17 protein-coding genes are annotated in these 24,505 nt (G+C 39.6%); 5 read left to right on the forward strand and 12 right to left on the reverse strand.

The window, feature by feature from the left end:
• Positions 1-6: 6 nt before the first annotated feature.
• The 10 genes from eboC to G7092_RS01625 form a co-directional block, all read right to left on the reverse strand.
• Positions 7-864, reverse strand: coding sequence for a UbiA-like protein EboC (gene eboC / locus G7092_RS01580; protein ID WP_202985193.1), 858 nt, complete (start codon positions 862-864; stop codon positions 7-9).
• 28 nt (positions 865-892) lie between these two features.
• Positions 893-1,879, reverse strand: coding sequence for a TatD family hydrolase (locus G7092_RS01585; protein ID WP_166085529.1), 987 nt, complete (start codon positions 1,877-1,879; stop codon positions 893-895).
• 10 nt (positions 1,880-1,889) lie between these two features.
• The gene (locus G7092_RS01590; protein WP_166085531.1) at positions 1,890-2,750 is read right to left on the reverse strand and encodes an EboA domain-containing protein; all 861 of its coding nucleotides are present in this window, start codon (positions 2,748-2,750) and stop codon (positions 1,890-1,892) included.
• Between the two features lie 67 nt (positions 2,751-2,817).
• Positions 2,818-3,183, reverse strand: coding sequence for a transmembrane 220 family protein (locus tag G7092_RS01595; protein WP_166085533.1), 366 nt, complete (start codon positions 3,181-3,183; stop codon positions 2,818-2,820).
• Between the two features lie 297 nt (positions 3,184-3,480).
• Complete coding sequence (locus G7092_RS01600) at positions 3,481-4,707, reverse strand: DUF4998 domain-containing protein (protein WP_166085535.1); 1,227 nt, start codon at positions 4,705-4,707, stop codon at positions 3,481-3,483.
• Between the two features lie 28 nt (positions 4,708-4,735).
• Entirely contained in the window at positions 4,736-5,965 is a 1,230-nt protein-coding gene (locus tag G7092_RS01605) for a DUF5000 domain-containing lipoprotein (RefSeq protein ID WP_166085537.1), read from the reverse strand.
• A gap of 36 nt (positions 5,966-6,001) precedes the next feature.
• A complete protein-coding gene (locus G7092_RS01610; RefSeq protein ID WP_166085538.1) occupies positions 6,002-7,912 on the reverse strand; it encodes a RagB/SusD family nutrient uptake outer membrane protein in 1,911 nt (636 codons plus the stop codon).
• Between the two features lie 24 nt (positions 7,913-7,936).
• Positions 7,937-11,419: a TonB-dependent receptor gene (locus tag G7092_RS01615; protein WP_166085540.1), complete on the reverse strand. Its 3,483-nt coding sequence runs from the start codon at positions 11,417-11,419 to the stop codon at positions 7,937-7,939.
• A gap of 228 nt (positions 11,420-11,647) precedes the next feature.
• A complete protein-coding gene (locus tag G7092_RS01620; RefSeq protein WP_166085542.1) occupies positions 11,648-12,790 on the reverse strand; it encodes a FecR family protein in 1,143 nt (380 codons plus the stop codon).
• Positions 12,791-12,896: 106 nt separating this feature from the next.
• Positions 12,897-13,484, reverse strand: a complete 588-nt coding sequence (locus G7092_RS01625) for an RNA polymerase sigma-70 factor (protein WP_166085544.1) — start codon at positions 13,482-13,484, stop codon at positions 12,897-12,899.
• 445 nt (positions 13,485-13,929) lie between these two features.
• On the opposite strand from G7092_RS01625, the gene G7092_RS01630 reads away from it, so the two are divergent.
• The 4 genes from G7092_RS01630 (at position 13,930) to G7092_RS01645 (ending at position 20,209) form a co-directional block, all read left to right on the forward strand.
• Positions 13,930-14,541, forward strand: coding sequence for a TetR/AcrR family transcriptional regulator (locus G7092_RS01630; protein ID WP_166085546.1), 612 nt, complete (start codon positions 13,930-13,932; stop codon positions 14,539-14,541).
• A 144-nt stretch (positions 14,542-14,685) separates the two neighbouring features.
• Positions 14,686-16,071: a TolC family protein gene (locus tag G7092_RS01635; protein ID WP_166085549.1), complete on the forward strand. Its 1,386-nt coding sequence runs from the start codon at positions 14,686-14,688 to the stop codon at positions 16,069-16,071.
• A 5-nt stretch (positions 16,072-16,076) separates the two neighbouring features.
• Complete coding sequence (locus tag G7092_RS01640) at positions 16,077-17,153, forward strand: efflux RND transporter periplasmic adaptor subunit (RefSeq protein ID WP_166085551.1); 1,077 nt, start codon at positions 16,077-16,079, stop codon at positions 17,151-17,153.
• The gene (locus G7092_RS01645; RefSeq protein ID WP_166085553.1) at positions 17,150-20,209 is read left to right on the forward strand and encodes an efflux RND transporter permease subunit; all 3,060 of its coding nucleotides are present in this window, start codon (positions 17,150-17,152) and stop codon (positions 20,207-20,209) included. Before G7092_RS01640 ends, G7092_RS01645 begins: the two co-directional genes overlap by 4 nt.
• A gap of 57 nt (positions 20,210-20,266) precedes the next feature.
• On the opposite strand, the gene G7092_RS01650 is transcribed toward G7092_RS01645, so the two are convergent.
• Both G7092_RS01650 and G7092_RS01655 read right to left on the reverse strand, forming a co-directional pair.
• Complete coding sequence (locus G7092_RS01650; protein WP_166085555.1) at positions 20,267-21,796, reverse strand: glycoside hydrolase family 32 protein; 1,530 nt, start codon at positions 21,794-21,796, stop codon at positions 20,267-20,269.
• Between the two features lie 56 nt (positions 21,797-21,852).
• On the reverse strand, positions 21,853-22,749 hold the full coding sequence (locus G7092_RS01655) for an AraC family transcriptional regulator (protein WP_166085557.1): 897 nt from the start codon (positions 22,747-22,749) through the stop codon (positions 21,853-21,855).
• A 283-nt stretch (positions 22,750-23,032) separates the two neighbouring features.
• Here G7092_RS01655 and G7092_RS01660 point away from each other — a divergent pair, with 283 nt between their 5' ends.
• Positions 23,033-24,505 (forward strand): GH39 family glycosyl hydrolase, encoded by a 1,473-nt coding sequence (locus G7092_RS01660; protein ID WP_202985194.1) that lies wholly within the window; start codon positions 23,033-23,035, stop codon positions 24,503-24,505.

Here is a 24,505-nt window from a genome sequence, read left to right on the forward strand (position 1 = left end):
ATGAAACTAGGTAACAGCAAAAAGCTTAGACAACCACATGGATACCGGCAATAAGGCAGCAATGCCCAAAGCCGGATAAATGGAGCCGAAGGTAACTGCCCAGGCTGCATCCATTAGTATCAATGATATAACGCCGGCTTTAACCGCAGCGCCAATGTTTTTACCGATAGGTTGTTGTATAGCTTTGCCAAGTGGCTTAAATATCATCCATGCAAATGGCACCAGGAAAATAAGCGACCATAACCACTGTTGATTTACAAACGAAAAATACAGAATGGAGCCTATAACAATAGCATAAAGAATGGCCGCTATATACAGGTTTTTCTGATTCCCGCCATGCACTTCACCACGGCTTGTCATGGTGATGGAAAATATATAAATAACCGGGATGCAGGCAAGCCAGTAATGGCTGTAGAGCATAGCTGGAATGATACTAACACCCAGCAATAGATTCAAACCCCGGCAGATTCCCATGTTTAAAGGGCCAAAAAAGGAGTGATGCTTACCTGCTTTATTATATAATACAGCAAAAAAAGCGATAGCTGAAGCAAATATCCCGGATGTTAAACTATGCAATGCTGCCAGAACTATACCTGTTAAAAGCAATATCGAACCCAGTAGCGTTGCCTCTGTTAAGGTGACTAATCCGCTTGGTATGGCTCGTTCTGGACGCTCTATGCGATCTAAATCGGCATCAAAAACATCGTTAAAAACTATACCCCCTCCGTATAAGCAAGCTGTTGAAAAACACAGCAATATGATAGCGAGCCAATGACCTGCAACTATACCCGTAAACACACCGGCAATAGCAATACCAGCCAATATATCAGCCACGGAGGTGATGATATTGGCGGGCCTCATCATTCGTAAATAAATGAATAACTTTTTCAACTTAGCTGATAATGATAGAAGATTTATCGATACGTGGCTGCTGCCCTCCGCGTAAAATGGTGTTGCCCTCAAATTTTCCGCTTTGATCGATACTTTTCGGACTTGTGAAATCAGCTTCATCGATCTGGCCGCTTTGTGCAAATGCGGTTATGGCATTGCGATAGGTTATGAGTTCAATATCCTGATCGCTCAAGCCACGCATTTTCATCAATGCAGCGGTTTTAGGAACCGCAAGCGGATCACTGATACCCCAATCAGCAGCAGAATTGATCATGATACGCTCCGGTCCATATTGTGTGGCAATATCAACCATACGTTCATTCCCCATTTTTGTGAATGGATAAATGGTGAAAGCAGCCCAAAAGCCCCTGTCAAGTACCTCTTTAACGGTTTCCTCATTGTTATGATCCACAATCACCATATGTGGATCAAGGCCATGTTCCAGCGCAATATCCATACTGCGTTGTGTGCCTCTCTTTTTATCACGATGTGGCGTATGGATTTGTACGGGTAAGCCGGCTTCTTTGGCCAGCTCCAGCTGTAGCCGGTAATATTTTTCTTCGGCGGCGGTCTGGTCGTCAAAGCCAATTTCGCCAATACCAACCACACCATCCTTGTAAACAAACAGAGGTAAAAGTTCCATCACCTGTTCGGCTAAAGGTTCATTATTAGCTTCTCTTGAATTGAGGCCAATGGTACAGTAATGTTTGATGCCAAACTGAGAGGAACGAAATCTCTCCCAACCGATCAGGCTGCTATAATAATCTCTAAAACTATCTAATCCTGTACGTGGTTGCCCCAGCCAAAACGCGGGCTCAATAAGGGCTACAACGCCAGCATCGGCCATGGCCTGGTAATCATCTGTGGTGCGGGAGGTCATGTGCACATGCGGGTCAAAAAACTTCATCCCTTTTACCGAACTTAAATCAAACGCTTCAAGAGTTTTTTTCTCCTCCTTATCTTTTTCTATCGAATGACTACAACACATAATTATATTTTTAATTTATAGATACCTTGTCCCAATTTAATGCTTTATCAGTTACTACCGATTTCAATTCAGGAATTTTACTTAACCATTGCTTTGCCGGCTCAAAATCAGACTCTGGAATAGCTAACGCTATCGCTTCTTTTTCGGCCATATCGCCACCAGCAAGACCAATTTTGATGGCTTCGAAAATTTTTTCGTCGATGAATTTGGCCACCAATCTCCATAATACTGGGTTTACCCTACGACCAGCAGCCCATCGTTCACGAGCATAATCACTAAGGATGAGTGCCAGTTCTTTATTTGCCCGCTGGTCCAAACCAATAATTAGCGGTACTTTTTTTTCGGTAAAAAAGGCCTTTAATATAAGTTGATTCCAGGCGGCCTGATCCAGATATACTGATGGATAGGGATTGTCATACATAATGGCCTCTAAAACAGAACCTATATTACTTCGGATACCTTCCGCGCATCGTTTTACCCATATCTCAGGATAGGCAAGAAAAGACAATGCGGAATATAGCGCCACAGCCTCATTCATTTCTGCTGATAGGAACAAATTTTCAATGGTTTGATGGTATTTGTCTTTATCCGTTGAATCCCATTGCAAAAGTAACCATACGCGGCAAAGCCTGTCAACAGTCCAGTTTTTAAACGGGTTTATAACGGTGGATGAATCAGATTGCAAGTTACCTATGTTTATAACCGATTTTCCAGTTTTTCTGGGAATGATCATAAACGCTGTATTGAGCGCAGAATAATCATTGGGCAACTTATTAAATTGTTGAAGCCACATCCAGGTATCAGGTGAAACATTATCTTTAATAATAGTTGCTATAGAGGCTCCTATTTTTGCTATATCATCAATAGACATAAAAAATCAAATCATGGGTGAGTAATGAAATATTACGAAATGTACATGAATGGGGTAGTTAAAATATTTATGTAGCAAAATAATTGATCAGCAATGCTGCGGAGATGATCAATAAGCCAAAAAACTCGCGCGTTTGCTCAATATACGGTTTGGTTGCTTGCATACTTTCAACCAAACTTGGTTTCTTATATTTTGTTATCCAATCACGTACACCATCTTTAGCAAAAAATAAGATTACAGCATAAATCAAATAAAAAGCTACCAATAAAAGCCATATGGTGTGGTAATATTTACCAAAGACAACCAGACCACAGCTAATAGAAGCACTTAAGTAGATGGGTACCCAAAGCCAGGGATCAACATCATTTAAATTAAGGTAAGCAAATACCAAAAACGATAAACAAAAAATAATGTTTAGGATAATTAGGATCATAAAATTTGAATTAATATGGTATGCAATTGCGACATTGGAAACCATATCCTCAAAAGGTTATGATACTTGGCTTGTTATCGATTGCAAAAGCTAATATGAGGGTAAAAAATGTGAAATGAAAATTTCAATTTTTTTAGTTGAAATCCAGGCAGATTTTCTTTAGGATTTGGCATTCAAATGTTTGTTTGTGCTCCATATTTATCAGAAAAATTGGTTGGTCACAATTAATATAACAAACAGAGCTTTTAACGCATAGTACATTAAAAGCTCTGTTTAATCAATAATGTTAAATCTTATTTAATTCAATATATCATAAAACATGGTTATTTGAGTAATGTTGGTATAGCTTCCCTCGCCATCGGCATTATGCTTTACTCTGATGCGGATATAGCGAACCGGAGGTGGATTATTATCTAGATCGGTTTTAAAAGGAGCCTGGCCATCGTCGGTTCTTTTAACTTCTTTTAATAGCTTCCAGCCTTTTGAAATAGCTTCGGCGGTCCAGCCCGGGTCATTGGGGGCTAAAGTTGTTGCTGCATTTGTTATATCAGCAATACCCCAAACCTCAAAATCATCCGGATTATGACAGCAGTTACGACCTATCTCTTCTACCTTGGTAAGTTTGGTGTAAATTTTACCCATATCAAATGTAAGAGTTTGGGGTAAGGGGTTGGCGCCATCACTATGAAACAGGTTAGGGAAACCATTTGGACTAGTGCTGCCATCCCAAAGTCGATCAATATCAGTGCCTGAATTATATGGATTCATATCATTGGGTAGTTTTACCTTTTTGAATAATGATTTATCACATGGTACACTACCGTCAATTTTGGGGAACACATCTGATTTTGGTGAGTAAAATACATCAATAGCGTTACGATCAGGTATATAAGAAGAGTTATAAGTGATGTCGGTGCCTCCTTTATAATCCGGGAAAGTTATCGAAGAACTATCAGGGCTAAGCACCTTTTGTACGCTTTGCCCGGCTCTATTGGTATATTTTATGGTTGTACCTATATTAATGGTGTCAGGCTGGATAAAATTGAGCGTTACGTATCCGTTTTTACTAACAGAATAAGGGGTGGTTGCATTATATCCTCTGTTAAGCAGTGTGGATATATAAATAGGGCCATATACTTTTGCATTATTTACTTCATATGGAATGGACTTGTTGCCTTTAGCATCGTATGAATATATAGTAAAAGAATAAGTGTATTCTGCAAGTCCTTTGATAACTGTTTTTATGGTATCGGCTTTACCAGAGATATTTACGATTTGGGAATCGGCCTTGTTGTTATAATAGATTACATACTTGGTAATGCTGGGGTCGGTACTTGCTTTCCATTTAAGCCCGATCTCTAAATTACCGGGTTGTACAACAGCGTTTGCCACCGCGCCTGTATACACAATTTCGTGCCCGGTATAGTAGTTTTTATAATCATTTCCGAGATTATTCTTCTGGCAACTATAAAGAGTAATCACTAATGAACAAATGAATAGTATATGATATTTAATTTTTTTCATGTCTTTTATGTTTTAATAAGCGACTGATCTATTGTGGCTGTCCGTAAAATGATAGCTCCATAATGTGCGCGAAATTGCCCCCAGACCATGTTTGAGCTACGGCCACACGTATAAAATGAACAGGAGGAGCCGAAATAGAAATGTTGAAATTAACGCCCGCCAAGACGAAAGCATTGTCAGCTGCATTTGTAGCGCCAGGAGGTAAACCAGATGGAGGGTTCGGATAACGGAAATTTCCCAGATTTGTCCAGTCGCCAACTACTGCGCCAACGGCTGCGGATACAGGTAATTGAGCGTCCTGAGGTGATGCGACATTGGAGCCCCACAATGAAAAGAGTTTAGGATTACCATGCCCAAAGGCATATTGATCCGGTCTTTCCCAAATGATGAAACGACTTAATTTATAAGTAAGCCCTACATTGAATGTACATACAAAAGGAGGGACGTGGCCGGGGTTAGTGTGCCAGCCTGCAGAATTGCCGTCTGTTTTTCCATCCCATAAGTTGGGAAGCACCCATCCATATCCAATCTCTGTGTCACTTGCTAAATTATAGGGGCTGAATTTGCTTTTATCAAGCAATTGTTCAAATAAAGGTGTTATGCTCTTTTTGAGTGTATCTGAAATATTGCCATATTTATCTGTAACATATACTCCAAAATCTCTTGGGTCGGTATTGTAACCCCTTACAGAATAATCAATGGTATCTGCCGTGGTATAATGCTGATCCTGAATTTCCATCGTGTTTGTTGCCTTGTTAAACGCTGTAACAATCACCCCAATTTCTTTTTTCAGAGGATTAAGTGCTTTTACATTAACCCCTCCAAAATCGGTTGTCATGGTGGTGGTTGATTTAATAGATATATAAGGGGGAGTTTTAGGGTGTACCTTCACCGTAACGGGATCCGATAACACATCAGCCCTGCTTACAGTGTATAATGTTACATCATAATCCTGTTCTTTGGCAAAACCTTCAACAGTTACCGTATCACTGTAATAGGACGATTTTGTTTCTCTTGGTACATTATCCCTGATCTGATATTTTGCCAGTACATAAAGTATATTTTGAGAGTTAGGCAATTGATAGGTGATATATGATCCACCATTATAGTTATTAACCTTAACATTGGTAATTACTCCTGGTTTTGATTTATCGGTTGAAATAGGCGCCCGGGCGCCATCATTTCGTTTACATGAAATTACACTTAGTACTACCGCCAGTAAAAAAAGTAGCAGTGAGTAGTTTTTAATTCTTTTCATAATTTTTCAATTATATGATTGCTCTATTTTTTGATATTACCAGTTCAGATTTTGAACCAGATTATTATTAATGATCAGGTCATTATCTGTTATTGGCCACAAATAGTTTCTGACATTAAAAATTGGTGATACCAGGGTTCGTGGCCGGTAATAATTTGCTGACGAAGCTTCAAAAATATTCCAGCCCTGCAATGGTCTGCTTAATACACTTTGCAGCTCTTTCCAGCGCCGCAGATCCCATCCGGGCTCACATTCAAAAGCTAATTCTATGCGGGTTTCCTGGTGTATAATGTCACGTAATCCATTTTGGGAGGCATACTTGCCCGGATTTGTTGAAAAATTTGACCAGGCGGTAACCACTCCGGGTAAGCCAGCCCTTTGACGTACCTTGTCAAGCCATGGAACAACTTCAGCGTAAGATTTACCTTGCTCATTCAATGTCTCGGCATAAAGCAGATACAAGCCAGCCAGTCTGATGAGTGGTAAATGGAAATCGGCAATAGTGTAGCCATCATCATAAACGGTTAAATAATTAACCAATTTTTTAGGCCAGTAACCTGTAATGTTTAGCCTTACGTTATCTGTTGGGCCTGAAAGGGCCGCACTACCGCGTCCCTGAATGTAATACAGGGTTTCCTGGTTTACCATGCCATTGCCAAACCATATCCCTCCATCAAAGCCCAGATCGGCATAAAATCTTGGTTCCCGGTCAAAATGGGCTTTAACAGTTTCGTATCCGTTACCTATATAAAACCGGTTTGCATTATCGCCAGTTCTTACACTGTAGCGATTGGCATAATCCCAGGTTTTATCCTCATTAATTGGTACACCATTATGAGTATAAAATAATTCCTGCTCAGAGATAGGTACCGCAAAAGTACCCTGGAATGAAGGATTGGCAGCAGCCTTAGCGGTTAGCCTTGGGCCACAATAAGTTTGATCTGGAAAAGTTGGATTCAGCGCCCATATTAATTCAGTATTAACATCCCACTTTTCGGTTATGGAGGTTTGCAGATCCAAAACAGTTTTTAATGAGTCTGAAAGTTTGGTAATGTTTGCCGGCGCTATAAAAGTATGTAGTTTGGCGCCATTTGTTTCGCTAACGTTAATTGCTGCAAGGCAGGCAGCAGCAGCTTTATCCCACTTTTTAGCGTCATAAGTTGAACTAAAAAGTGCCTGTCCATCTTTGTTTTTTACGCTGATATAGTCTGGATTACCATTAAATAAAGGGCTTGCAGCAGTTGCCAATACCTCTGCTTTTACGGAGAGTGCAATAGGTGTGGTTACTCGGCCAAGTTCTTTTGCCTGATTTAGTATTACCGCGGGCAAATCAGGGGCAGCCTGGTCAAGCAACCTGACTATATAATTCACTACAGAATCTACAGGAGCTCTTTTTACTTTTACAGCCTCGGCCGAACTATTGATCGGAAGGTTTACATCAATAATTGGAACAGGGCCATATAGCCTGAAGAGGTAAAAATGATAATAAGCCTTCAAGAATTTAACCTCAGCTATCCACCTTTTCTTTTCGTCCGGTCCAAGATCAATAGGTTTATCAATGTTTTCAAGCATGGTGTTGCATCTCCTTAACGCTTGAAAGATGGCTTGTCCACCGTTTGATCCATCCCAATAATTAAGCCCGGGGTTAGCACTGTTCTGCGTACCTCTGATCAAGTTAAAGCCGGTTGGGTCGATACCTTGATTATCTGTAAGGTTATTTGGGAAAATGATTTCTGATGAAGTGGTAAAACCTGCATCATTTTGAACATATGTTAATTGTTGTATGGTAGAATAACATGAAAATAAATAATTCTCAGCTTCATTACGGTTCCTGAAGGCATAATCGATCGTGCCAACATTCTCGGGAGTAACATCGAGGTACTTTTTACATGACACGCTAGTTAAAGCTAACAGGGCCATGTATAAATATTTGTAATATGATTTCATATTTTAAGTAATTGTCAGTTAATATTAAAGGTTGACATTTAAGCCTACGTTGAACACCTTTTGAACAGGATAGGCAAATGCGTTACCCCCTTGTTCCGGATCCCACAACTTGAAAGGACTCCAGGTAAACAGGTTTAAGCCGTTAAAATATATCCGGGCATTTTTTAGAGATAGGGCTTTTGACAGGCGCGCGGGCAATGTATAACCAATTTCAAGTGATTTAAGCCTCATAAAGCTGCCATCGCGTAGCCACCATGTACTGTTTTGCCTGTTGTTTTCTATTACGGCACCATTAGGCCCAAGTCTTGGATATAAGGCGTATAGATTTTGATTATCTTCAGACCAATGGTCGTCGGCATAAGCTTTTAGCAATGCTGTATTCCCCGTAAAATATGAATCCGGGCTTTTGATAAATGGTGCTGTCCGGGCAGGATCAATAAAAAATGATACGTTTGCTTGTCCCTGGAAAAAAGCAGAAAGATCAAAGTTTTTAAACCCTGTAGATATACCAAAACCATAAACTATTTGCGGTACTGTTGGGTATCCGATAAAAGTTTGATCGGCAGCATCAATTTTACCGTCACCATTTAAATCGCGGTATTTAATATCGCCACCCTGCGGAGGTGTTCCCCCGGTGCTAAATATTTGTGAAGGTGAATTTTTTGCTTCATTATCATCCACAAATAAACGTTCAGCTATATAGCCATATGCTCGGTTAAGCGGTTGCCCGATAATATTGCGGTATCCCTCTTTGTAATCAGGTTGTTCATACTGGGTATATTTATTGGTAGAATAGGTGAAGTTTCCCCGGGCAGATAACCATATATCTTTGGTAATTGATTGTTTACCATCTACGGAGATATCGATGCCTTGTGATTGTACCTTACCCACGTTGGCAGATATGCCTGATTCCAGGCCCATGGTGGATGGTATAGAGGAGCGGTCTTGTAGAATATTGTATTTGTCGTTTCTGTAAACTTCGGCTATAACATTAAACTTTTTAAATAAGGTAAATTCAAGGCCAAGGTTAGTTTGCTTTGATGTTTCCCATGTTACATCATCATTCTCATAACTATTAATCCTAACACCATTATGGGAGTAAGCATTATTTGTTCCAAATGAAGCAGAGTTGCCCCCGTTAAGATTTACGTCTGATAGATAAAAGAACCTTTGACTCCCGATTTGATCGTTACCTACTAAACCATAGCTGGCGCGTAGTTTAAAGCGGTCAAACACATCGTACAGATCACCCCAGAACTTTTCGTCAGATACGATCCAGGAGGCACCAATTGTTGGGAAAAAGCCAAAGCGGTGATTTGCCGAAAACCGTTCGGATCCGTTATATCCAAAGTTAAATTCAAGGAAATACCTGCTTTTGAAGGAATAGGTAGCCCGACCAGCTACTGTTAAGTTACGGTATGGTAATGAATATTGTAAACTATAGGTGTTGGTACGGGGATCGAGATTATTAGAATACAATTGTTGCTGACGGGTGCCTATTAAGGAAGCGCTAACATTGTGGTTCTTCCCGATAGACCTGTTATAATCCAGTACACCCTGGAAATAAACAAAGGTTTGCAGGTTATCTGAATAAGGGTCGCGGGAATAGGAAAGATATTCCTGCGCCTGCCCCGGTTGCGAGTTTATCCAGAGTAATGTATACTGATTGGTTGTCTTATCATAATTCTGTGTAGTATAATAAAAGGGATTATAATAAAGCTGCGACCTGAAGTAAGCATATCTGTTGGTACTGAAGATACCATGGAAATTTAACCCGGACGTAAGAAATTCAAGACTTTGATTTAATTCCAATTGTGCCAGCATCCTTGATTCCGAAAAGTTTTGATGTCCGGAAAGGAGAGAAGCATACGGATTGATATATTGAGTGGATCCTAAGCCACCGTTTGAGGCCGGCGTATTACCAAACAAAATATGTTTAGTCCGAAGATTAGCCGAATCGGGCGGGAAGTAAGCCGGAAAATCAACCGGACTGGTATGCATTACTAAATTGTAAAGATCCGTTTGGAAGTTAGCATCGTTGGTGCGAGGGCCATTATACTCATTAAAGGTGCCTGCTAAACGTACAATAAGTTCGGTTTTATCGGTTATATTAATATTAACGTTGGAACGTATCTGGTAATTTTGAAATTTTACGTTGTTGTTGTTATTATTCCGGATGTCCGTTCTCAAAATACCGTTATCATTATCATATGAACCGGCAACATAGTAACGGGCAACACCACCGCCGCCTTGTACACTTAAATTGCCCCGTTGGGTACTGGTTCGGTTTTTAAATAGCATGTCGAGCCAGTTAACTGCCGGATATACGTATTGGTTACTTCCCGGTGCGTGATTGATAGTGGCTTCGGTATTTAATATTTTGTTCTGGTCATAAGGTAACGGATCTAAGGGATAACGGGTACGTACGGCTTCATTAAAAAGCTTCATGTACGTAATTGGATCGGCCAGCTGGAGTGTTTTGACAGATTGCGATGAAGCGTTTTCAACCCTGAAATTAATCTGCGATTTACCTGTCTTGCCTTCTTTTGTTTTAACCAGAATAACGCCGTTACCACCGCGTGCTCCGTATAATGCGGTGGCACTGGCGTCTTTTAGAATAGAAAAGCTTTCTATATCGTCAACATTTAAACGGGCCAGATCGGATGCAGTTAGCTCAACGTTATCTATCAGTATCAAAGGGCTCTGCCGGTAACCGAAGGTTGTTACCCCCCGAATAAAGAATGTAGAATTATCTACACCTGGCTGCCCGCTGGGCTGATAGGCTATAACCCCGGCTACCTGGCCTGCCAATGCATTGGTAAGGTTACTGGCAGGTATTTTTAAATTACCAGGTTTTACTGTGGTAACAGAGCCAACAATGGCCTCTCTTCTTTCTTTTTTTCCATAAGCTGTAACCACTACCTCATCAGCCTGTTGTACATCTTCTTCCAGTGTAACAGTAAAAAGCTTGGTTTGAGGTGTGACTAGAAATGTCTGTGATTTAAAGCCTACAAAGGTTATTTTAATTGTAGCACCATCTTTCACATCTAAAATAAACTTACCATTAATATCTGTTACTGTACCTTGCTTGGAATTACCCACAACTGAAACACTTACTCCTGTTAACGGCACTCCCTTATTATCTTTAACCGATCCTGTTACAGTAATATCAGCTAATATTGATGTGTTGGTGCTAAAAGCTTCCACACCTGGCGCCTCTTTAGTAATGATGATGGATTTTCCATCAATAATGTAGGAAAGTTGTAAGTTTTTAAGAGCTGTTTTAAGTACATCATCAAGGGAAGTGTTCTTGAAATTAACATCAAGGGTATACGTTTTTTGTGATCCCTTTGGCGACCAAAATACATTGTATCCCGTTTGTCGGTTAATTTCACTGAACAACTGTTTCAGCGTAACATCATTTTGTTTATAAGTTATTTTTTGTGAAAAGACCGATGCACTGACCTGCATAAATGCCAGCAGGAGTATAAGGCTCGTTATTTTCATTATAAGAAGGAATTTCTTGGTGTAGCACGAATGCGTACAAATGTTTGTAGTAAAATTTTTGTACATTTGTTTAGGCTGGTTAATGTTAAAATTGTTATCTCCAATAGCATTTTAGTTTAATAAGCTTTAAGATCAGAGACATCGCGAGTGTCTCTGATCATGCTTTTAAACTATTCCTTTTTCGTTAAGTAGAATCTTCCATTTTCTTCCCGGTTTAAATCGATTAAGTTATAATTTGGTTTGTTTTGTTTTGGTAACTCTGATAGTAGAACCTTCAATGATAAACCTGGCACCAGTAGCTTGTTCTATCATTTTTAATAAGGTGGATATATTTGAAAAACGGGTGGTTACAGCAGATAATGGTTCTTTTTTAACACTTTCATCCTCATATATAATTTTCACGTCGTACCATCTGGCTATTTGCCGCATAGCTATTTCCAGATCTTCATCATCAAATCTGAAAAACCCATTCTTCCAATCTATGGCGTCACGAGGATCTACCTCTGATATTTTGATTGTGGTTGTCAGGTCGGCTTCCTGCCCTGGTTTTAGTGTTGTATTGTTAGCTCCAACGGTAATTTTAACAGCTCCCTCTAACAACGTGGTTTTGGTACTAAGCTCATCGGGATAGGCATTCAGGTTAAAATGGGTGCCCAAAACTTCAACCAATTGTTTATGGGTTACTACTTTAAAAGGCATGTTTTTATTATGCGCTACTTCAAAGTAAGCCTCTCCACTAAGTTCAACCTTTCTTTCCTTGGATAAAGTAAAACTTACCGGATATTTTAAGGATGAAGCAGCATTTAGCCACACACGGGTTCCATCCGGCAAAAGCAGCTGATATTGTCCGCCTTTTGGTGTTTCTATGGTGTTGTATTGTATGGAGCCATCGTTAGGCGCACCTGAATTAGCACTATATATTAATTGATCATCAGCGGTTTTAATTACCTGACTTCCTTTTTGCTGTGCTATTTTGCCGTTTTTAACGTCGGCTAAGAATATTTTTTTTCCATTAGCTAATACCAGGAAAGCTTTGTTACTGCCAGGTTTAATTTGCTGATTAAGTGCGATTGTTGAATTTACGTTTTGCTTGTGTTTGCCAACAAAAAAAAACGTACCAACTGATAATATCATTAATACAGACGCCGCAACTGCCCACCTTTTATATCCAAAAGATTTTGATTTTGAAAAGTTGATTTCGCCCAGGAGCCGCGTCAGTATTTCTTCGCGAACACTACCTTCGTCCTCTGGAAATTCAGATGCTTCGTTCGAAACTTTATTGTACCAGTTGGTCAAAGCCTGCTTTTCTGAAGCAGTAGCCCGGCCTTCCTTGTGCTTTTGTATTAAGTTATAAATGGTTTGGCGGTTCAATTGGTATTGCGCTTTATAATGGTATGTTACATGAAAAACGTTTTACCCTATATCCTCACTAAAATAAATTTTAACTTTTATTAAAATATTACTTAATAGCTTAATTTTAAAGGATGGAACGATATAATTGAAGAGATATCAATATTAGGCCGCCATATTTTTTGAGACCGCCGCGAATGATTTTAAGGGCGCGTGTAAGATTGGCTTCGACCCCTTTTTCTGTAATTTGCATCTCAGCAGCTATTTCTGAGTTTTTCATACCGTTTTCACGGCTGTAGCGGAAAACCAGGCGGCATTTTTCCGGAAGTTCCTCTACTATACTATCGATATATTGCTGCAGGAAGCGGGCATCCAATTTATCTTCCGTATAGGCCAAGGTTTCAAGGTCCAAATTTTGCTGCGCTAACTCACTGCGACGTTGCTCTTTCTGATAATAATGGTATATACTTAATTTAATGGCTCCGGCAAGAAAAGCAGGTAGATTTCGGATATCAGAAAGGTTACATTTTTCCCACAGTGAAATAAACACATCATGTACAATATCTTTAGCTACAGCGCTATCTTTGCAGTGATTCCACGCAATGGCCAGCATTTGCTTCCAGTACCGGTTATAAATTTCGGTAAACGCGGCCTGTTCACCTTTCTTTAAATGAAAGGTAAGCAGTTCATCAGTATAATTGTTATAATCTGACATATAAGGAGGGGGCCCTAAGCTTGAAAATTTTAACAGAAAAAATTAATAGCCACGAGACAGGATTACATGCAGATCATTCCAATAAATCACATTTCTAATTTGAGGTAAAGCTTTTCCCATATTTTATTTTAAATAAATACAAATTATATAATCACGCGCAGCCTCAACCCTAATTATACCCTGAATACCTTTGCCCAGGTAACATATTTAAATTTTAAGCCAATAGTAAAGTCATTGATAATGAGTAAACTACTTTTGCTTGTGACAGTCGAAATTGGTTATAAATGAACAAGTCAGGGTGGCTAAGATAATAAAAAACGTTAAATCATCGCCAACTTTTAAATGCTTCCTAATATAGTAAAATTGCACGTCTTTTAACTAGCCCATCTAGTGTTATTTGTATACTGAACATTGTTCATTATATTTGCGATGCATTTTATCATTCATGGGAGTTACAGAAAGAAAAGAACGAGAAAAAACAGAGATGAGGGAGCTGATCACAGCTGCTGCCATGAAAATGTTCCTGGAGGATGGCTACGCTAAAACTTCCATTCGGGGTATAGCAGATGCCATAGAGTACAGCCCCGGTACAATTTATTTGTATTTTAAAGATAAGGACGAACTGTTGTATGAAGTACAAGCTGATGCTTATGGCCGCTTATTAGAAGTGTTTCAAAAGGAAGCGACTAGTACCGATCCACTCGAAAGGCTTAGTCAGATAGGTAGGGCTTATATTGATTTTGGCTTAAATAATCCCGAGCTCTATGATCTGATGTTCATTATCCGTTCCCCAATGAATGTTGACGAAAAGCTTCATAAGGTTAATGGAGAAAACTGTCTGAATTTTTTGATCGAATGCCTGACGAATTGTATTAGTAAAGATTTGCTCCGTATTAATGACGTACAGCAGGCTACGTTACAAATATGGAGTACTGTACATGGGTTGGTATCTCTTCACCTACGTTGCCGCTTAAAAATTATGGTTGAGTCCGAGGAGGAGGTACCCCAGATGTTGATAAAAACAATGGAAGATTATTTAGCATCTGTAACAAAATAAAAAAAATTTAGTCTATTAATAAACACTGTTCATTATGTAAACGTCGAATATTTCTTTTGCCATGTAGAAGTAATATGTCAGGCATTCGTTCTTAAACAATATTTTAAATAAATTTTTTTGTCTTTTAACTAAACATAGTTCATTATGTATACATTGTTCACAAGGGGATTAATTCCCATTTTTACTTTTTTGTTTTTATGTCATATAAGTGCGTTAGGCCAAAACCATCACCAGCAACTTGATGATTATGTGGACATAGCCTTTGCACAAAATCAAGGACTGAAGGAGCAGCAGTTTGATCTGGATAAGGCCATGTCGGCTTTAAAGGAAGCTCAGGCCATGTATTTGCCAACGGTGAGTTTGCTTGGGAGTTATACGCGGTCGGCAGGTGGGCGTACCATAGATGTGCCGGTTGGAGATTTGGTTAATCCGGTTTATACTGCACTTAATCAACTAACCAATTCTAACAAATTCCCTCAGCTTAAAAACGAATCATTTCTGCTCAACCCCAATAACTTTTACGATGCCAAATTACGAACTTCATTACCGTTGATTAACGCGGAGATCCGCTATAATAAGTTAATCAAGCAACAACTTATTACCAGTCAGCAGGCTGCTGTAAATGTTTATAAAAGGGCCTTGGTAAAAGATATTAAGACAGCTTATTATCGGTATTATCAATCGCTGCAAAGCATCGCAACTTATAATAGCGCTACATTATTGATAAAAGAGAATATTCGGGAAAACGAAAGTATGCTCCGGAATGGCATCCGTAATGGAACAGCCTTGCTCCGGTCAAAAACAGAACAGGAAAAAAATAACGCGGCATTGATACAGGCGCAGCATAATATGAAAAATGCGAAATCGTATTTTAACTTTCTGTTGAACCGCCCACTACAGGATTCTATATTGATCGAAAATGAAACTGTTGCGGATATAATTACAGCCCCCGATACTAGTGCTGGTATCGGCCGTCGGGAAGAAATAAAGCAGCTGCGTACCATGCAACAAGTTTATACGCTTGATTATAAACTGCAGAAATCTGGCTTTATTCCTAAAGTTAACACATTTATTGACTTGGGGTCGCAGGGGTTTGATTTTAACGTAAATAATAAAACGCGGTATTATTTATGGGGAGTAAATCTGCAATGGGATATTTTTACCGGCGGGCAGCGTAAGTATCGTGCCGAACAATCAAGAGCCAACGTAAACTCAACTATTGCTCAACTTGATCAGACCCAGCAATCCTTGCAGCTCCAGTTAGATCAAACCTATAATAATTATCAATCTGCTAAAGCAGCCTATAAAAGTATTACTGCTCAGTTATTGTTTGCCGGTAAATATTATAACGACCAGCTAAAGGCCTACAGAGCTGGTCAATTGCTTTACCTTGAATTGGTAGATGCACAAGATCAATTAACTACTGCGCGCCTGCAAATGGCAGATGCGGAGGCCAATGTACAAATTGCCCTTGCCGAACTTGAACGTGAGCAGGCTACTTATCCTATTAACAACCCTAATCAGAAATAAATTATATGAAAACCTTTAAATATACCGGTTTATTAATGTGCATTCCTTTGATGTACTCTTGTAAATCGCATCCGGTTGCGATCAGTAAAAATGGTGGCACTGACACCATACCTGTACAAACTATACTATTAAAGCAACAGAATAACAATGCTATTATGGCTGTATCGGGGCAATTTACCACCGATGATGAGGTAATGTTATCCTTCAAAACAGGAGGGATCATTAACAGCCTGAATGTAAAAGAAGGTGATGCTGTGAAAAAGGGTCAGTTGTTGGCCACACTTAACCTTACAGAGATCAACGCACAGGTGCAACAAGCCAGTCTTTCTGTTGAAAAAGCACAGCGTGATTATCAGCGTATCCAAAATTTATATAAGGATAGCGTAGCTACACTGGAACAATTACAAAATAATAAAACAGCACTACAACAGGCACAGCAGCAATGGAATATGGCAAAATATAATCGCCAGTATTCAGAAATACATGCCCCAAAGGATGGATACATATTACGCAAACTCGCTAATGCGGGGCAACTGGTGACTGCTGGTACTGCGGTATTGCAAACTAATGGAGCGGAAACCAATAAATGGATTTTGCGTGTGGGTATTAGTGATAGTGAATGGGCAAGGTTGCAGTTGAACGACCATGCACAAATTCAAACGACTGCATTGCCTGGACAAACACTTCAGGGCACGGTTACGCGTAAATCAGAGGGGGTGGATGCAGTTACCGGTACTTTTAGTGCAGACATCACTCTTACAGGTAAAAAGCCCAAAGCTATTGCAGCAGGAATGTTTGGAAAAGCCGTAATTACGCCTACACACACGAGTGAAGGCGGCAGCGAATGGCAGATTCCTTATGAAGCACTGTTAGATGGCGATGGTGCCAGTGGTTATGTTTTTGTAACTGACGACAATAAAACCGCTCATAAGGTAAAAGTAACCGTTGCCGGAATCAATAAAAACACAGTCACCATCAACGCTGGGTTGGAGGATGCTAAAGCCCTTATTATCTCAGGATCCGCCTATCTTACTGATAACAGTGCTATAGTTGTTCAATCACCTAAAACTGCAGCCAAATGAAAATATCAGAATATGCTGTGAAGAACAGCCAGTTTACGTTGGTGATCTTTATCATGATTATTGCTTTGGGAGTAACCACTATGCTGAATATGCCCCGTTCCGAAGACCCGGAGATGCACCCCCCAGCTTTTTTGGTTATTGTTAATTACCCGGGAACAAGTCCGCGTGATATTGAAGACAGAGTAGTAACACCTTTAGAAAAAACAATAGGTGGTTTAGATGATATAAAACGTATCCGTACCAATATTTCCAACGGGGTTGCTGTATTAAGAGTTGAATATAAATACAGTAGTAATATCGATTCTAAATACCAGGAAATAGTTCGGGAGGTAAATAATAAACGAAGTGAGCTTCCTGCGGATATTACCAATATTGAGATTCAAAAGCAGCAACCAACAGACGTGAATGTATTGCAGGTTGCTCTGGTATCAGAAAATGCTCCGCGTAGCTTACTACAACACTTTGCCGAAAAATTACAGGACGAACTGGAGAAGGTATCTTCCCTAAAACAGGTGGCGATCTTTGGTCTACCAGGTCAGCAGGTTCGCATAGAGCTTGATCTTGAAAAAATGGCACAAATGCACTTACCCGTAAGCGCCGTAATTAACAGTTTACACAGTGAAATGGCCAGTGTTCCCGGAGGAAGTGTTGACGCTGCTCATCTTACATTTAATATCAAGAGTAATGATTATCGCACGCTTGATGCGGTGAATAGTACAATTGTTTATGCTGCAAACGGTAAAAATATTCTATTAAAAGACATTGCCCATGTATATTATGGCTATGGGGAAGAAAAACATATAACCCGATTGAACGGGCACCGTTGTGTGTTTGTAACGGCAGCACAAAAAGATGGGGAAAACATCAATAAAACGCAGGCGGATTACATTAAGGTGCTTATCAATTTTAAAAAACTATTACCCGTTAATGTAGATCTGGTACAAAATTTTGATCAGGCTGATAACGTGAGCAGGCGCTTAACCGGTTTAAGTCACGATTTTATTATCGCCATTTTACTGGTTGCCGTTACTTTGCTGCCTTTAGGTCTGCGTCCGGCTGTTATTGTGATGATTTCCATCCCGCTTTCACTGGCCATTGGTATTGTGTTATTGCAGCTGTTTGGGTTTAATCTGAATCAGTTAAGTATTGTAGGTTTAGTTGTTGCGTTGGGCCTTTTAGTAGATGACAGTATTGTTGTGGTAGAAAATATAGAACGTTGGATGCTGGAAGGGCATAGCCGCCTGGAAGCTACCTTGAAAGCAACCGGACAGATTGGTAAAGCTGTGGTGGGATGTACTGTTATCCTGATCATTGCATTTATGCCATTGGTGTTTTTACCTGAAGGATCGGGCGATTTTATCCGGTGTTTACCGCTGGCGGTTATTTTCTGCGTGTTGGCATCTATGCTGGTATCGTTAACCATTATTCCGTTCTTATCAAGCCGTCTGTTAAAAAATCATACCGGCAATCCCGAAGGAAATTTCCTGATGCGTGCATTGAAAAGACTAATCCATGGCAGCTATGCGCGCTTATTGGATAAAGCGCTTCAAAGACCATTTTTAACCATTGGAGTAGCTATTGTACTGTTTGTATCTGCCATTTATTTGTTTGGTGTAATTGGGTTCAGTCTGTTCCCTTCATCAGAGAAGCCGCAGTTTTTAATAAATATTACCACACCTAATCAGTCCAATCTGCCTTATACGGATAGTGTTTCGCGGGAAATTGAAAAACAATTAAAAAAGGAACCGCTTATTCAATATTATGCCACCAATGTTGGGCATGGTAATCCGCGTATTTACTATAATGTAAATGCAGAAAATAACCGCAGTGATTTTGCACAGCTTTTTGTGCAGTTAGACAATGATACCAGGCCAGATCAGAAATTAGCCTTAATACAGCGTTTGCAGCACCGTTGGGCACATTACCTGGGTGCTAAAGTAGAGGTGAAGAATTTTGAACAAGGTCCGCCTGTGGTGGCACCAATTGAGGTACGTTTGTTCGGCGATAATCTGGATACTTTACGAGCCTACTCCTTAAAAGTTGAACAATTGTTACACCAAACAGCGGGAACCATGTACGTAAATAACCCGGTAAGTTTATTGAAAAGCGATATACGTATAGCCGTAAATAAAGAAAAAGCACAGCAGTTGGGCGTAAACTCTTTGGCTGTGGATCAGATAGCAAGATTAGCCGTTACCGGCCTGGACATGGGTACTTATTACAATAACGATAATAAATACGGGTATACCGTTTTGCTTACCCGAATAAAAGAAGGGCGCCCTAGTATTGATGCTTTCAGGAATCTATATGTAAATAATGCTCAAGGCAATGCATTACCTCTAAAGCAAGTGGCAGATTTGCAGTTGGAAGCTTCACCAGCAGTTATTAATCACCAGGAAAAGAAACGGGTTGTATCGGTACAGGCTAATGTGCAGAAGAGTTTCCTGGTTAGCCGTGTAATAGATGATGTAATTCAAAAAATGGACAAACTAAAACTCCCTCCAGGTTACAGTTACGAAATGGGTGGTGAGGTAGAGTCAAAAAACAACTCTTTTGGTGGTTTTATGAGTATTATCCTGGTTACCGTATTTGTATTTATAGCGGTACTTGTATTGTTATTCAAAACATTTAAAAGTACGCTGATTATCCTTTCAGTAATACCATTAGGTGTAGTGGGGGCGGCTGTTGCACTTTGGATTACGGGTAATTCTTTGTCATTTGTCGCTATTATCGGGTTGATAGCCTTAGCCGGTATCGAAGTGAAAAATACTATTCTGTTGGTAGATTTTACTAACCAATTAAGACAACAGGGCAAGGGACTTCAGGATGCTATTCGCGAAGCCGGCGAAGTCCGGTTTTTACCCATTGTACTAACATCCCTTACTGCTATAGGTGGATTAATCCCGATCGCGACATCGACGAATCCATTGATATCGCCGCTGGCTATAGTTCTTATTGGAGGGTTAATAAGTTCTACATTGTTATCCAGGATTGTGACACCAATTGTGTACGAATTGATTCCGCCGGCAATAGAAAGCGATAAACTAGATGAATAAGTCTGAAATTATACGGATACGACAATAATAACTGTCGTGTCCGTATAATCCTTTTCATTATTTATCGGCGTTATTCAGATCCCACACTTTTAAAGATTTAATCATGGTCTTACCGTCAGAAAATAAAGATAATCCAGTAGCATCCTTATCAGGGTAAATCATGGTGGATATTACTTTTTCCCCGCTATTGCCAAAAACCTCTAATGATGATTTATCTATCAATACCTGTATTCTTACGATACCATTTGCAGATTCCATTGGGGCGGTTTGAACCAGGTTCCGGGGATCTTTATTTCCGCTCTCAGATCCGGTACAGTCTATATATAGTTCTTTTTTAGTGACATCATAGCCAATTATAATTTTTTGATTGGCACCCTTTTTTTCTGCTACAATGACTCCTGCTTTTTGGGCTTCATCCAGCTTAAATTCTACATCTATCCAGTTGGCATTGCTGTTAAAACTGCTATTGCCAGATAAATCAAAACGACCATTAATGGACAAATTTTCTTTAATAAGTTTTTTACCCTTTGATAGTTTTGAAAGTGAATTGCTTATGATGATTGAGGGAATTTGTATCAATTCTATGCCCTTGTTTGTGGTTTTTAAAGAAAGGTCATGAGGTATAGACATCTGGCCCTTCCAGGGATAGGTTTCTTTACGACCATTTTGTAGCCAGCCTAGTAATATCTTTTTGTTCCCCGGAGCATCACGCCAGGCTATGGCTGCATAAAAAGCATCACCATAATCAACAGTCAGTACTTTATCCGCAGGATTGTTATTTTTAAATGTAATGCCATCAAAATCGCCTATGTAGTACTGCATTAATGGCCCATGATCTCCACCTGAGGATACAAATAGCACCCATTTTGTACGGGTTGGATCTCCGTCAACCCTCAGCGGCAGAAGTGATGGACATTCCCAGCCATTTTTGGTATAACCAGCGGGACCAAAATCGCTTAGTTTGGTCCAGTCCTTCAGATTTTTTGAACCATAAATGCGTACCATATGTTCATCGACCATAGCAACTGTCATGATCCATTGTTGAGTGGGTTCATACCAAAATACATTCGGATCACGGAAATCGTGCATTTGTAGGTCAATAACTGGGTTATTTGCATATAATTTGTATGATAAACCATTGTCATTGCTGTACGCGATAAACTGCGATTCCTTTTTCTGCTTAGGCTGATCGGCGGTAAAGATGGCAACAATGGGAGCCTGGCCATTTACACCAAAGCCACTGGTATTATTTTTATCAAGTACTGCTGATCCTGAGTAAATCCAGGTAGTGGTGTCTTTACTCAAAACTTCAGGAATGGCTACTGGTAAATGTTTCCAATGGATGAGGTCCTTACTGGTAGCGTGCCCCCAGCTCATGTGTCCCCATTTATTTTCAAAAGGGTTATGTTGGTAATACAGGTTAAATTCTCCATTCAGGTAAATCAGACCATTAGGGTCGTTGGTCCAGTTAGTTGGTGGCGTAAAATGATAAACCGGGCGCCATTGCGGCGTAGCTGTTTCTTGTTGTGCAAATAGCCTTAAGGATATAAATAACAGGGGTACGATTATTAGTTTGGTTTTATACATGGTTCTGATATTTTTCTGATAATTACTGTTCGGGTTAACCAATATTATAACGGCGATCAGGCAAAATCTATCGGTGTGCCAATAGCTCTTTTTCGATAATCGGTTGGGGTAATACCGGTTTTTTCTTTAAATATTTTAGAGAAATAGAAATAACTGTCAAAGCCCAAGTCATAAGCAATTTGCTTTATAGGAGTAGTCGGGTTGTTCAAAAGCTCTTTGGCCCGTTCTATTTTTAATTGGATATAATATTGACCCGGTGAAAGTCCTGTATAGCTTTTAAAAGCTTTCCTGAACCAGGAGTAACCTACCTGTAATTCTTTGGCTGCCTGCTCGGGTGAAAAGTCATTTACTACATTTGAGCGGAACAACAACCTGGCTTTATTAATGATCACTTCTTTTTCTTCGCACTCTACCTCGTTTTGTTTAAAAATAAAATGAAAATTTCCCATCAGATGCAAGGCCGCTCCTGAAATTAATGGTTGATAGCCCGTGGTTTCTTTTTTTGTTACTTCAATAATGTTGTTAAACAGACTGAGTATACCCTCATGAAAACCAACGTAGATCGTTGGGTTATCTGGTCTTAAGAAGTTTTTCCTTAGTAAATTATCTGCGATATCTCCTTTTATGCCTACCCAATATTCGTCCCAGCCAGTTTCGCTGTCTGGTTTATATCGATGCCGCTCTCCTGGGAAAAGAATAATGATAGTTCCTGCCTTTATTTCGCGAGACTTGCAGCTGTCTGATTCAAAAATTCCTTTACCTCGTGTAATATAAATGATTTGGTATTCATTTAACACGCGCCCCATGTCCCAGTTAAAATAATGATGAGCAGGGTGGGTCTTAAATGGGTATAAACCTGTGGCTCCAATATGGGTACAACCCGTATTTAAAACACATAGCCCCCAGTTTTCATCTTCGCGGCTTACAGGTAGATATTTATAATAGTTGATCATGTAATTATGCTACTATAACGATTTAGTGGGTGGAAAACACCCAACTTACTATAACGATAGTACCAAAGAATTGTGGTTTATAAACATTAAAAATAGGAACATTTTACGTATAAACAAGACCGGTGTCAAAAAGTGTAAGTTAAATATCAAAACCTATATTTCAATTTAGCCTCAGTAAAATACTTTTGAATATCAATTTAAATTTTTTCTCGGGTATAAGCGAGTGGATAATTCTAAGTCTTCTGTCTTTTAAATGGTTACGTTTAAAATATTATAAATCGCAATGATGAAAAAAATAATGGGCCTGGTTTTAGGAGTATTTTGTTTAGGCATATGCACGGCACAAACTCCGCAACTAAAAGTTAATTGGAATGAAGTGGTTATGATTTCTAAGTCGACTCCTACACTGCAGGTAGTTGGCAATTCTATGCTGCGTCGGAAGGCGCCAATGCACGATGGCTCTTTTGACGCGCTGCGTAATCTAAACGCCGATTATGTGCGTTATGTACCCTGGTTTCCGTATCCAAAGCTGGCTGTAGCCGAATTGGAGGCTCCAACCGCTACTAAAACATCGTGGGATTTTAGTTTGATAGATCCAATGACGATAGACTTTCTGGAAGCCACCCAAGGACATTCTGTAATTATGAATTTTAGCACCATACCGCAATGGATGTTTAAAACGGAGAAGCCTGTTGCTTATCCCGAAGACGCCAACCAGGTTGCCTGGAATTATGGTGGTGGTACTGAGTTGAGAGATACTACCATGAAAGAGCTGACGGATTATTATGTGCGCCTCATCAGTTGGTACACCCAAGGTGGATTTACTGATGAGTTGGGGAAATACCACAAATCTGGTTATCATTATGAAATTCCGTACTGGGAAGTATTAAATGAGCCCGATCTGGAACATAACATGTCACCACAAACCTATACCAAAATTTATGATGCTATGGTAACAGCAATAAAAGCCGTGTTACCCAATATTAAATTTGTAGGACTGGCGCTTGCGTATGAAAGACCTGAATGGTTTGAATATTTTCTGAATCCGGCTAATCATAAACCGGGCATTCCGTTGGACATGATATCTTATCACTGTTACGCCAATGCTAACAGCAATCAAAAGTTTGAGGCGTACGAATATTCAGTATTTGATAAAGCGGAGCATTTTATAAGTATAGTAGCCTACATCGAAAGTATTCGCAAACGGCTATCACCAAATACTAAAACAGATATTAATGAACTGGGAACGTTTGTAAGCGGCGAAATGCGTGATCAACCCATTACTCCGGCTTACTGGAACCTGTCTGCAAGTGTGTATGCTTATTTCTTTATAGAACTTACCAAAGCCGGTATTGATGTTATAGGTGAATCTCAACTAGTTGGCTTTCCCAGTCAGTATCCGGATGTAAGTATGATTAATTATGAAAAGAATAAACCCAATGCCCGCTTTTGGGTACTCAAACTCATAAAAGACAATATTAATCCGGGCAGTAAATTGGTAAGAACCAATATAGAAGGGAATAATGGGGATGATATTGTTGCGCAGGGATTTATAGATGGAGGAGATAAAAAGATACTGATCCTTAATAAACGTAATAAAACCATTAAGATAAAAGTGCCACAGGATATTAAAGCTGCTAAATTGAGTATGCTTGATAGTACCATTGGAGATAAAGAGCCTGTGCAATCAACATTAAACAACGATTTTATTGAGATTAAGCCTTTTGCCGTTGCTATGCTTGTTGCAGGTAAATAA

Source organism: Mucilaginibacter inviolabilis (assembly GCF_011089895.1).
GTDB lineage: Bacteria > Bacteroidota > Bacteroidia > Sphingobacteriales > Sphingobacteriaceae > Mucilaginibacter > Mucilaginibacter inviolabilis.